Below are 12122 nucleotides of genomic sequence, written 5' to 3'. Positions count from 1 at the left end.
CCGCGATATGCACACCCGCGAGCAACTGGTTGATGGTCTTCACGGTCGAGCCCGGCCCGGCCTGATCGCCCAGCTGGTAAACCTTCGTCGCGATGGCCTTCAGCAGGAAGTCCGCTGCCTCGAATGCCTCTGGCGTGCCGGAGCCCATCACCGTCATCTCGCCGGTCGCCGCCTTGGCGGCACCGCCGCTGACCGGCCCATCGACCATCAGCAGGCCGTGCTCCGCCAGCCGTCCCTCAAGTTCCCGCGCATAGGCGGCGGGCACCGTACTGCTGGCGACGACGACGGCACCCTTTTTCATGTGTTTGACAGCGCCGGTCTCACCGAACAGCACGCTTTCGGTCTGGGCCGCATTGACCACCAGCACCAGCAACGCATCCACCTTCGATGCCAGCTCCGCCGGGTTTGCCGCGCCCTTGCCGCCATTCGCCACGAAATCCTCGACGGACTCGGCCCGCACATCCGTGCCCCAGGTCTCTATCCCGGCCGCGACCAGGGAGCGGGCCGCGCCCATTCCCATCGAGCCAAGGCCGATAACCCCGGCAATACGTCCCTCACTCATCATTTCCCCCTAGATCAAACCGCCATTCACATGGATGACTTGTCCGGTAACGTAGCTCGCTTCGAGCGAGGAGAGGAAGACGATCACGGCGGCAACTTCCGCCGGCGTCCCCCGCCGCGCCATCGGGATGCAGCCCGTCAGCTCCGCCGCCGCTTCCGCCGTCACCGCCGCATGGGTGCCCGCGTCCTTCTCGATGAAACCGGGGGCGACGACATTCGCCGTTGCACCGCACGGGCCGAGTTTCAGGGCAAGCGCCCTGACGGTTGCTTCCAGCGCGGCTTTCGCGGCAGCCGTCGCGGGAAAGCTCGGCAAATCCGTGCGCCAGACATGCGGGCCGAACGCGCCAACGGCAATGGCCCGTCCCCGTCGCGATGCCTCAAGCAACGGCAGGGCCGCCTCCGCCATCTCGAAAAAAGACCGGGCAATCGCACCGTGGGCCTGGTCGAACCGCTCCACCCCACCGGCTTCGCCGAGCGGCGCCTTGTCGGCATAACCGGCATTGGCAACAAGGATGTCCATGCCACCGAAATGATCCGCACAGGCCGTGATCAGGTCCCGGCCCGCGCCCGGCTCGCCAAGATCCCGCAGGATGCATTCGGCTTTGGCGTCCTTTGCCCGTATCGCGTCGGCGACCTGTTCGAGTTTTTCGGAATTCCGGCGCGTATGCAGCAACACCTTGTCGCCCGGCTGCACCAGCCTGAGCGCCGTCGCCGCGCCGATACCGCTTGCCGCACCCGTTATCAGAATTGTCCTGTTTTCCATACCCGGTCCCCACACATGAAGGCGCAGAGAGTGGCACGGGGACGGCGGCATGTGGAAGCACTACGGAGGGCGCTTCCGGGAATTTCAGCCTTCTAGATCCAGCGCCGGACCCGCGCCCTGTAGTCTGCATAGGTCGCCCCGAAGAGCCGTTCGAGATAGGCTTCCTCGCGCAGGATCACGCCGTAATGCATCACGCCGACAAAGCCAACGGTGGCTGTCAGGATCCAGAGCGTGTTACCGGCAAATGCCAGGCCGAACAACAGGACCACCATGGCGACATACATCGGATTCCGGCTGAAGGCGAACAGTCCGGTGGTGACGATGGCGGTGGTCGGCACCCAGGGCTTCACGCTGGTCCCGGCGCGCTTGAACTGGCGCTCGGCGATGATGGCAACAGCCACGGCGGCAACGACAAGGGCCGGGCCGAGATAGGTTTGCGCCCAGTCCGGCGCAAACGGGCGCGGCAGGAAAATCTCCAGCACGGCCCCGAAGAGGATGGCGATCAGCAGAATGACCGGCGGCGGCATCACCACGCCCGCCGTGTCCGGTGCACCGTCCTTATGCTCGTTCTGGTCCATCATCGCCCCCTCATCAATGGCGATGTGTTTATCACACTTTCCGGCTCAGGGAGCGGCGGCGCTTTCACCATCCCCGACAACGCTCAGCCACGGCCAGCGCTCCCGGTAGCTGCCGCATTTGAACTGGAACTGATGCGGCGTCGGGTTCATCACATTGTAGCGCAGGACACCCGCGAACATATCCTCGAAGCCATAAGGCGCATGCACCGCGCCGGTATGCGAAATCCCGCAGCAGGTGCCCGCGACAACAAACCGGTCGATGCCGGTGCGGGATTCGGTAATCGGCGGATAGGGCACCCCGAACCGTTCCTCGAACCAGAGCGGCACCCGCGCCTGATTGCGGATCTCGACCTCGACGCCGAGATCGGCGAACAGATCCGTACCACGGCGGATCACCGCATCCTCGGCCTCATAGCTGGTATCGGGGTCGTAGTAGAAAACATCATAGTCCCGGATATTCTCGTCGAGCGGGCGGTCCGACAATGCATTCCAGACCGTCCCGAACAGGCAACCGGCCACCAGCCAGGTATCCTCGACGCCGAGATCGGGCATCCGCTCCAGGATGATCCGGTTCGCCGGATTGTCTCGCGTCAGCGCCAGAAAACGATCCCGCAAGCTGTCATCCGTCATCGAACAAGCCCCTGTTTTTTGACCATATGGAATTTATCTGATGCACCGGCACCAAAGCACCGTCAACAGATTGACCGGAACGTCACTGCCTGCCTAAGTGCTGGCACCATTCCTTCACCTTTTCGCTCGATGGCCGTGCGACCGACTCCGGAAACCGGCCAAACCAGGCCCGCCCGCCATGACCATATCCGCGCCCGTCCGCCACATTGCCAGCGTTGCTTTCGCAGCGGCAGCCGGCTGGATATTCGCCCTGCTGCATGTGCCTCTGCCCTGGCTGCTCGGGCCGATGCTCTCGGTCGGAGCGCTCGGCATGGCCGGACTGACGCTCTCCCTGCCGAAAGGCGCCCGGCAGACTGGCCAGCTCCTGCTCGGCACCGGGATCGGCCTCAATTTCACACCCGCCGTCGCCGCCTTCGTGGTCGACCATATCGCCGTGATGGTGATCTGCGCGCTCGCCTCCATTCTGTTCGGGCTGCTCTCCGCGCTTTATCTGCGCAAGGTCGCGAAGGTGGACATGGCCACCGCCTATTTCGCCAGCGTGCCCGGCGGCGTGGTGGAAATGGCGATACAGGCGACGAAGTGGGGCGGCGAGATGGCGCCGGTATCCCTCGCCCAGTCCATGCGGATCCTCTGCGTCGTCACCACCATCCCGACCACGCTCACCCTTATCGGGGCTGTCGGGCATTCGCCGTTCCAGGTCGAAAAGCTCCCCTTCGACCTGCAGGGCTTTCCGGTCCTGATTGCTCTCTCCCTCTTGTTCGGCGGCCTGATGGCCTGGCGCCGGATCACCAATGGCTGGTTGCTCGGACCGCTCGCCGCCGGTGCCCTTGTGACGGTGCTGGACCTGCATCTTTCCGGCATGCCGCGCGAATTGCTCAACCTGTCCCAGGTCCTGATCGGAACGTTCATCGGCCTGCGCTACCGCCGTGAGCTGGTACTGCCGCTGCGGCGCTTTCTGCCGCACGCGCTGCTCAGCACGCTGGTTCTGGTCGGGCTGAATATCCTGTTCGGCATCGGCGTTGCGGAAGTGACGGGCCTGCCCGCCGCCAGCATGGTGCTGTCCGTTTCCCCCGGCGGCATGGCGGAGATGAGCATCACCGCTGCCGTGCTCGAGCTCGGCGTTCCGCTGATCGCCGCCTTCCATATTATCCGGATTTTTCTGGTTATTGCCCTCTCGGGGCTTATCTTCCGCTATATTCTAAGTTCAAAGGCCTAGGAAAACCGGTATTTTCGGTTGATCCAAAATACGATAAACGGCGTCCCCCAGCCTATCAAACTGGGCCGCCAGCACATCAAACCGGGGCTCCCGGGAGGAAAATTCCATGACCGCAGCCGTCGCCGCGAACCAGTCCGGCCTCACCCTTGAGGAGCGGGCCGAACAGGAGCGCATGATCCTGGACGCCGTCGAGCGCTTTCTTACCCGTGATGTCGCCCCTTATGCCCATGTGCTGGAAGCCCAGGATGCCTGGCCGGAGGATATCGTCGGCAAGATGGCGGAACTCGGCCTGTTCGGCGCCACCATCGGCGAGGAATGGGGCGGGCTCGGACTGACGGCCTCGACCTATACGAAAATCGTCGAGCGGGTCAGCCGGGTCTGGATGTCGATCTCCGGCATTTTCAATTCGCACCTGATCATGGCCGCCGCCGTCGAGCGTTCCGGCACGGAAGCACAAAAGGCCGCCTGGCTGCCGCGCTTCGCCAGTGGGGAGCTGCGCGGCGGCATCGCCCTGACCGAACCCGATGCCGGCACGGACCTGCAGGCCATCCGTCTGCGCGCCGACAAGGTCGAGGGCGGCTACCGGCTAAACGGCACCAAGATGTGGATCAGCAACGCCTATCACGGCCATATCCTCGCCGTGCTGGCCAAGACCGATCTCGACGCCAAACCCCGGCACAAGGGCATGAGCCTGTTCCTGGTGGAAAAGGGCGACGGTTTCAACGTCACCAAGAAGCTGGAAAAGCTGGGTTACAAGGGCATCGACTCCGCCGGCTTCACCCTCGACGATTATTTCGTGCCGGACGCGAACCTGGTCGGTAATGCCGAGGGACGCGGCATGCAGCAGATCCTCGGCGGGCTGGAGCTCGGCCGGATCAACGTGGCCGCGCGCGGCGTCGGTATCGCCCGGGCCTGCCTCGAGGAATCGGTCCAGTATTCACAGGTCCGCAAGACCTTCGGCAAACCGATCGCGGAGCATCAGGCGATCCAGCTGAAGCTGGCCGACATGGCGACCCAGGTCGAGGCTGCCCGGCTGCTGACCGAACAGGCCGCCGCCGCCTATGACCGGGGCGAGCGTTGCGACATGGAAGCGGGCATGGCGAAACTCTTCTCCACCGAAGCTGCCCTGCATAATAGCCTGGAAGCCATGCGCCTGCATGGCGCCTACGGTTACGCCAAGGAATACAATATCGAGCGCTATTACCGGGACGCCCCGCTGCTCGCCATCGCCGAGGGCACGAACGAGATGCAGCGTCTGATCATCGCCAAGCAGCTGATCCAGCGGAACCCCGCCTGAGCCTATCCGGGCCGGCCCACACACCCTGCGACGTTCCGTCGCACTGCAGCAAAGCGCCGGCTTGTCCGGCGCTTTGCACATTAGAATCAATCGAATCACCCGCTACCGCACTGCGGCATAATCGTGTACGATTTGATTCAACAGGGTTCCGGGAAGATTCCTTGCCCGGAGCGCAAACCCAGATAAAAACGAGGCAAGAATCCCGCACCGGCCCACCTCCGGCAGCTCTGCTGGGGCGGTGTGCTTCCACAACGTAAAACAGATCCGGATAGACACATGCTTGGCAAAAAAGTTCCCTTCGTCACCTTCCGCACCCGCGTTCGCGACGAGTCCATCGAAGGCCCGAACCCGTTCAAATGGGAAGACAAGACCACCGACGATTACTTCAAAGGCAAGAAGGTCGTCCTGTTCTCTCTCCCGGGCGCCTTCACCCCGACCTGCTCCACCTTCCAGCTTCCGGATTTCGAGAAGCTCTACAGCGAATTCCAGGAAAAGGGCATCGACGAGATCTATTGCATCTCCGTCAACGACGCTTTCGTCATGAATGCCTGGGGCAAGTCCCAGGGCGTCGAGAACGTGAAACTGATCCCGGACGGCTCCGGCGAGTTCACCCGCAAGATGGGCATGCTGGTCAACAAGGACAATCTCGGCTTCGGCATGCGCTCCTGGCGCTACGGCGCTGTCGTCGATGACGGCGCGGTCGTCGGCTGGTTCGAGGAAGACGGCTTCGAGGACAATTGCGGCACCGACCCGTACGGCGCCTCCTCCCCGCAGAACATTCTCGAGAACATCGAGACCGTCCTGAAGCGGAACGTCGCCGCCTGATCGGCTTTCGATTCGAAAACAGGAAAGCCCGGCTTAAGCCGGGCTTTTTTGTGTCCCGGCCCGGATTTTCAGACAGCCCCATAAGACACACGGCGGATCAACTCGAAAAAGATCGCATTCTATCTAAAATTTCAACTGGAGGATTGCAAAAACAGCCCGGATGTCGCATCACGATATGGCAACCTTACTGCCTGTTCCGGGCACATACATTCTGGAGATCACCGTGGGACTATATACCGGCATCACGCTGCAACCCTGGTCCACGGTCTATTACTCGACCGATCTCGATTATTCATTCAGCTCTTATGGCTTTTACGAACTTTCCTCATCGAAAAAATCAATCGCCCATTCCGTTTTCGATGAATGGGACAACGAGCTCTCGATAAACTTCGTCCACACTTCCAACGTAAATAGTGCGGACATTGTCGTCATGTCGAGCTACATCGACGGCTATGGCGGCGTCCTTGGTGTGAATATTCCCTATGACGGAAACGGCGACAACGTCATCTCGACGACCGGCGTCGACTATGACTTCATCGTGATGGATTATTACGATTCTTACGGCTACGCCTCGACCATGCGTCACGAGCTCGGGCACGCACTGGGCCTCGATCACGACGAGACCGCCGGAAGCCTGATGAATTCCACTCTCTACGGCACCGAAACCATCACCGCCTACGACATTGCCAAGGCAGCAGAGCTTTACGGGTACAGCAAGACCGGCACCATCGGGGCCGACGTTTTCAATGGCAGTCAGACCGCGGACCGCTACGTCGGCAACGCCGGCAACGACACTGTCCTGGCAGCAAATGGCAGCGATACGATTTCAGGCGGAGACGGCAGCGACATAATTTACGGCCAGACGGGTTCGGATCTGCTGGATGGCGGCACCGGCGCCGATATCATATACGGCAATCAAGAAGTCGATCTGATCATCGGAGGCGATGGAAACGACACCCTCTTCGGGGGCCAGAATGGCGGTGTCGCACGGCTCGACGCATACGGTCTGCTACGCCAGCAAGACGGCGTCGAATCTGTCCTCGGCGGAGCTGGGGATGATGTCATCTATGGCAATTACGGCGCCGATAGGCTCGAGGGTGAGAGTGGAAACGACATTCTGTTTGGCGGACAGAACGAGGACACCCTGATCGGCGGCGATGGTGATGATACACTTTTAGGAAACCGGGAGAATGATAGGCTCACTGGCGGATCCGGCGGCGATATATTTGTCTTCAGTGGCAGCGACCAGGGCGACGATGTGATTACCGATTTCAATGCGGCGGAAGGTGATCGGCTGTTCTTCTCAACAAATTATTCGGCGTCAAACGACGGAGTATCGCTTATCGTCACCCACGGTGGCGGGACGGTAAGGCTTGTTGGGGTTTCTGACACCAGCCTAGATGCGGGCTGGATTACCTGAGCTTCCCAATAATGCTGGCGAGAGGCCAGCACGAAACCCAGCCCTCGGACAACAGACGCAAAAGTTGCTCCACCCTCTTTAAGTTAATTTTTATTAACGCTAAGACCTATTCCGAATCAAAGGAATGGCTCTTGAGTGGAACTTTTAGGACGCGGCAGAAAGATAACCGCGTGAATTACCAATTTGGAGAACTCGGCTAAAAATGAGTGTTTATAACGGATATTACGTGGGCTCAGGCGGTGGCTACAACTGGAACTCCACGGCTGAGATGGCTGCGCAAGGCTATAACGATTCTTATTACAACCTGGACGACACGATCTCGGACGCATTCGAGGTTTGGGACAACGGCGTCGACTTCAATTTCTACGGAACCAGTACTTTCGACCAGTCATTTGTCTATGTCGGCATCAAACTAGTCGATAGCTCGAGCGAAACCAGTGCGAGAACGGTTTTCAATGACCCTGATGGCGACGGTCAGCTCGGCAGTCGCGGCGAGGGCACAGCTTCCATCTATCTGGATCTGAGTTACTCGGACCGGGCAGATCTGGACAAAATCTACGAGGTGCTGACACACGAGGTCGGTCACGTGGTCGGTCTCGCAGACAGCACTGATCCAAACAGCATCATGTATCCCGCCCAGGATGGCGACCCGTCTCTTTCGGAGAGTGACAAAGCTCTTGTGAGCGCACTCTACGGCAAAACCACGAATACTCTGGCCAGCGCCATACATGGATCAGAAGGCGCCGACGGGATCAATGGCACGGATGACCGGGACACGATTCAGGCCCACGCCGGAAATGATCTGATCTCCGGTTTCAGGGGCACCGATCTGCTGTTTGGACAAGATGGTGACGACATCATCTACGGCAACCACGACATCGATTTGATCGATGGCGGTAATGGAAATGACACGCTTTATGGCGGCCAGAATAGCGGGCCACCCAGGGCAGATGCTTACGGAAACATGCGTCAACAGAATGAAGTCGAAACTATAAACGGTGGCTCAGGAAACGACCTGATCTATGGCAATTACGGCGATGACCGCATTGGCGGAGATAGCGGAAACGACACGATCTTTGCCGGTCAGAACAATGACACTTTGAGCGGAGGCTGGGGAGACGACCTGCTGTTCGGCAACCGCGGCAATGATTACCATGTAGGCGGTGCAGGAGCCGATACGTTTGTCTTCAACGCAGGTGACCAGGCCGAAGACAGCATCAGCGATTTTAACGGTGCGGAGGGCGACCGCATTGTCCTCGCTGGATCCTATACACTTCATGACGGAGGCAACTCGATACTCATCAACCATGATGGTGGACAGATCCAGCTCAGCAACGTCACGATTGCGCAATTCGATACGGGCTGGATTATCTGATGAAGATTGTAACAGCCACCGCCGGAGCCGCATTGCTCACCATTATCGCAATTTTTTCGCCTGCCGATGCCGCAACCTGGAAGACAATCTCCTCAGAGGAGTCGCCGCTTTATTTCGCCGTCGATATCCCGCAGGTTATCGAGGATGGCGGATGGAATGCTCAATATTCACGACGCATCTACAGGATCGCCTCGATACCGAAGAGCGGGCAGGACGCCCGCGCCGTCCTGTATCTCTCCCGCCTGGCCCCGAATTACTTTTTTCAGACCGTACAAGACGCCCGCAGCGCCCTGGCGCTATTCAAATACTTCAAGAAAGACCATACGATCCTGCAGGATCAGCGCACGGCTGTAACCGGCGACTTCCGCACGAGCTATCTTATAGCTGAAGCTCAAGGACGCGCCTGCGTCGTGTTCAGCGGCAAGACCGGGCAGGGCGGCGGCGACGCTCAATATTCCGAAGGTACGTCAATCTTAACCGGGTATTACTGCCAGCCCGTTGGCGATGACCTCACGGACGAGGCGCTCACTGTAGTGCTTGACGCCATCGGTACGAAAACAGAGGGCACGGTCGCACAAGCATCGGCCCCGGCCCCATTCGAGGAATGATGTAGGCGGAGCGCGGAACCGCTAGCGACGGCTCCGCGCTCAGTCCCTATTTATTCATCCGGTTATCGACCAGATCGTCCACCACCGCCGGTTCGGCCAGCGTTGACGTATCGCCCAGCTGGTCCTGCTCGTTGGCGGCGATCTTGCGCAGGATACGGCGCATGATCTTGCCGGAGCGGGTTTTCGGCAGGCCTGGCGCCCACTGGATCAGGTCCGGCGAGGCGATCGGGCCGATTTCCTTGCGGACCCAGGTCACCAGCTCCTTGCGCAGCTCTTCCGACGGCTCCAGCCCGGCATTCAGGGTGACATAGGCATAGATGCCCTGGCCCTTGATATCGTGCGGATAGCCGACGACGGCCGCTTCGGCGACCTTGCTGTGCGCGACCAGCGCGCTTTCGACTTCGGCCGTGCCCATGCGGTGGCCGGAGACGTTGATCACGTCATCGACGCGGCCGGTAATCCAGTAATAGCCGTCTTCGTCCCTACGACAGCCGTCACCGGAGAAGTACCGGCCGGGGAAGGTGGTGAAGTAGGTCTGGATGAAGCGCTCATGGTCGCCATAGACCGTGCGCATCTGGCCCGGCCAGCTGTCCGCGATGCAGAGATTGCCCTCTGTCGCACCCTCCAGCACCTTGTTGTCCGCATCGACGATCACCGGCTCGACACCGAAAAATGGCCGTGTCGCCGAGCCCGGCTTCAGCTTTGTCGCGCCCGGCAGCGGCGTGATCAGGATGCCGCCGGTCTCCGTCTGCCACCAGGTATCGACAATCGGGCAGCGCTTGTCGCCGACAACATCGTGATACCACATCCAGGCTTCCGGATTGATCGGCTCGCCGACCGATCCGAGGATGCGCAGGCTCTTCCGGCTGGTCGCCTTGACCGGCCCGTCGCCTTCGCGCATCAGCGCCCGGATCGCCGTCGGCGCGGTGTAGAAGATCGACACATTATGTTTGTCGCAGACCTGCCAGAACCGGCTGAAGTCCGGATAGTTCGGTACGCCCTCGAACATCAGCGTCGTCGCGCCATTCGCCAGCGGCCCGTAGATGATGTAGCTGTGGCCCGTGACCCAGCCGACATCGGCCGTGCACCAATAGACCTCGCCTTCCTTGTAATCGAAGACGTATTCGTGGGTCATCGAGGCAAAGACCATGTAGCCGCCGGTGGTGTGCAGCACCCCCTTCGGCTTACCGGTCGAGCCCGACGTGTAGAGGATGAAGAGCGGATCTTCCGCATTCATCTCCGTCGGCGGGCAGTCCTCTGACGCGGCATCGCAGATCTCGTGATACCAGTGATCCCGCCCCTCGACCCAGTTGATCTTGCCACCGGTACGCTTGACCACGACGACGGTGCCGCAGTCCGGGCAATCCTCCAGCGCCTTGTCCGTATTGGCTTTCAGCGGGATCGGCCGGCCACCGCGCAGGCCCTCGTCCGAGGTGATGACAATGCCGGACTCGCAATCCTGGATGCGGCCCGCCAGCGCGTCCGGCGAGAAGCCGCCGAAAACGATGGAATGCACCGCACCGATCCGGGCGCAGGCCAGCATGGCGACCGCGGCCTCGGGGATCATCGGCAGATAGATCGTGACCCGGTCGCCCTTTTTGACGCCAAGGCCTTTCAGGGCGTTGGAGAACTTGCAGACGTCGCGATGCAGCTCGCGATAGGTGATTTTCCTGTCGTCCTTCGGGTCGTCCCCCTCCCAGATGATCGCCACCTGGTCGCCGCGCGTCGCCACATGCCGGTCAAGGCAGTTCGCCGCCGCGTTCAACGTGCCGTCATGGAACCATTTGATGTGCAGATCCTTGGCGTCGTAGGAGACGTCCTTGACCTTGCTGTAGGGCTTGATCCAGTCGATCCGCTTGCCGTGCTCGGCCCAGAACGTTTCCGGGTTGTCGATCGACTCCCGGTACATCTTCTCGTATTTGGCCGCATCCGCATGCGCCGTCTTCGCTGTCTCCGCCGGTACCGGAAACTCCTGAACGTCCGACATTCGTACCCCCCTTAGCTCTGACGCGGTATGACCACCGCATTCGTCTGATTAATTGGCCGTAACTATAACAACCGTTTCTCTGCGGTTAAGCGATTTTTGTGCACTGCGCCGCCGCATGCCCTAACGCTCTCCCGCGCCATCGATATCGTCTTCCAGCGCTTCCGGACTTTCCGCATCGACGACTTTCGCCGCAATGCCGAAACCGAAGCCTTGCCGGGCCAGCGCCGCCATGTCGCGGTCCCGGTTATCCTCCCGCTTCTCCGGCAACCGGTACGGACCGATCCGCCGCCGCCGGGCATAGCGCGCGGCGGATGTCAGCTCGCCATTCTCCTGATCGAGAACCTCGTCCAGCGCCGCGTCGATATCGTCCGATGAAACACCTTTTTCCATCAGCTTACGTCTGATCATTTTGGTCGAGGTGCCGCGCGATACAAGGGAGCGAACCCGGGTTTCCGCGAACAGCCGGTCGTTCAGAATGCCCGCCTCGGTATAACGCTGGACCACCGCCTCGACCATCCCGGCGCCTTCCGCCGGGTCGCTGCCATGATAGGCCGAAGACAGCCGGACCCGCCGCATCAGCACCGCTTTCAGGTTCGCGGAGGAGCTGGCATAGCGCTCCATGTACCAGAGCGCGACATTGCGCAGATAGCTTTCGGTGATCGGCTTCGGCGGCTTTTTCTCGCGACGTTTCTTCCCTACGCCACGACCATCGCCACCGCCCTCTGTGAAATCATTCATGCGGATTTCCGGGCTGTCGCGGTTGCTTCCCGCGCAACACACCCCATTTGGTTGCTGTCACATCACCTTGGCGCCTATTGTGCGCGCCCAACACAACCTAAGCCATCGGCCCGTACATGTCAGA

At 60.6% G+C, this 12122-nt stretch carries 12 protein-coding genes; 6 read left to right on the top strand and 6 right to left on the bottom strand.

Annotated elements, in window-relative coordinates:
• From AAC126_RS19325 to AAC126_RS19310, 4 genes are all read right to left on the bottom strand, one after another.
• On the bottom strand, positions 1–562 hold a 562-nt coding region (locus AAC126_RS19325), incomplete at its 3' end, for an NAD(P)-dependent oxidoreductase (RefSeq protein ID WP_339856466.1).
• Between the two features lie 9 nt (positions 563–571).
• The gene (locus AAC126_RS19320) at positions 572–1324 is read right to left on the bottom strand and encodes an SDR family oxidoreductase (protein ID WP_339856463.1); all 753 of its coding nucleotides are present in this window, start codon (positions 1322–1324) and stop codon (positions 572–574) included.
• 92 nt (positions 1325–1416) lie between these two features.
• Positions 1417–1905, bottom strand: a complete 489-nt coding sequence (locus AAC126_RS19315; RefSeq protein ID WP_339856459.1) for an isoprenylcysteine carboxylmethyltransferase family protein — start codon at positions 1903–1905, stop codon at positions 1417–1419.
• A 42-nt stretch (positions 1906–1947) separates the two neighbouring features.
• Entirely contained in the window at positions 1948–2532 is a 585-nt protein-coding gene (locus AAC126_RS19310) for a nucleotidyltransferase family protein (RefSeq protein WP_339856457.1), read from the bottom strand.
• Between the two features lie 178 nt (positions 2533–2710).
• Here AAC126_RS19310 and AAC126_RS19305 point away from each other — a divergent pair, with 178 nt between their 5' ends.
• The 6 genes from AAC126_RS19305 (at position 2711) to AAC126_RS19280 (ending at position 9273) form a co-directional block, all read left to right on the top strand.
• Positions 2711–3748, top strand: a complete 1038-nt coding sequence (locus tag AAC126_RS19305; protein WP_339856454.1) for an AbrB family transcriptional regulator — start codon at positions 2711–2713, stop codon at positions 3746–3748.
• Between the two features lie 106 nt (positions 3749–3854).
• Positions 3855–5045 carry an acyl-CoA dehydrogenase family protein gene (locus AAC126_RS19300; protein ID WP_339856451.1) on the top strand — a complete coding sequence of 397 codons (1191 nt, stop codon included), beginning with the start codon at positions 3855–3857 and terminating at the stop codon, positions 5043–5045.
• Between the two features lie 276 nt (positions 5046–5321).
• Entirely contained in the window at positions 5322–5870 is a 549-nt protein-coding gene (locus AAC126_RS19295; protein WP_339856448.1) for a peroxiredoxin, read from the top strand.
• 223 nt (positions 5871–6093) lie between these two features.
• Positions 6094–7290 carry a matrixin family metalloprotease gene (locus AAC126_RS19290; protein WP_339856445.1) on the top strand — a complete coding sequence of 399 codons (1197 nt, stop codon included), beginning with the start codon at positions 6094–6096 and terminating at the stop codon, positions 7288–7290.
• Between the two features lie 202 nt (positions 7291–7492).
• Positions 7493–8665: a matrixin family metalloprotease gene (locus AAC126_RS19285; RefSeq protein ID WP_339856443.1), complete on the top strand. Its 1173-nt coding sequence runs from the start codon at positions 7493–7495 to the stop codon at positions 8663–8665.
• Entirely contained in the window at positions 8665–9273 is a 609-nt protein-coding gene (locus tag AAC126_RS19280; RefSeq protein ID WP_339856441.1) for a hypothetical protein, read from the top strand. The genes AAC126_RS19285 and AAC126_RS19280 overlap by 1 nt, the downstream gene beginning before the upstream one ends.
• Before the next feature lie 46 nt (positions 9274–9319).
• Here the strand turns inward: AAC126_RS19280 and acs are convergent, their stop codons facing one another.
• Both acs and AAC126_RS19270 read right to left on the bottom strand, forming a co-directional pair.
• Complete coding sequence (gene acs, locus AAC126_RS19275; RefSeq protein ID WP_339856438.1) at positions 9320–11260, bottom strand: acetate--CoA ligase; 1941 nt, start codon at positions 11258–11260, stop codon at positions 9320–9322.
• A gap of 120 nt (positions 11261–11380) precedes the next feature.
• Positions 11381–11998, bottom strand: coding sequence for a RecX family transcriptional regulator (locus tag AAC126_RS19270; RefSeq protein ID WP_339856435.1), 618 nt, complete (start codon positions 11996–11998; stop codon positions 11381–11383).
• Between the last annotated feature and the right edge of the window lie 124 nt (positions 11999–12122).

Origin of the sequence: uncultured Nisaea sp. (genome assembly GCF_963974195.1) — a bacterium.
GTDB lineage: Bacteria > Pseudomonadota > Alphaproteobacteria > Thalassobaculales > Thalassobaculaceae > Nisaea.
This window is presented reverse-complemented; position numbering and strand designations above follow the sequence as displayed.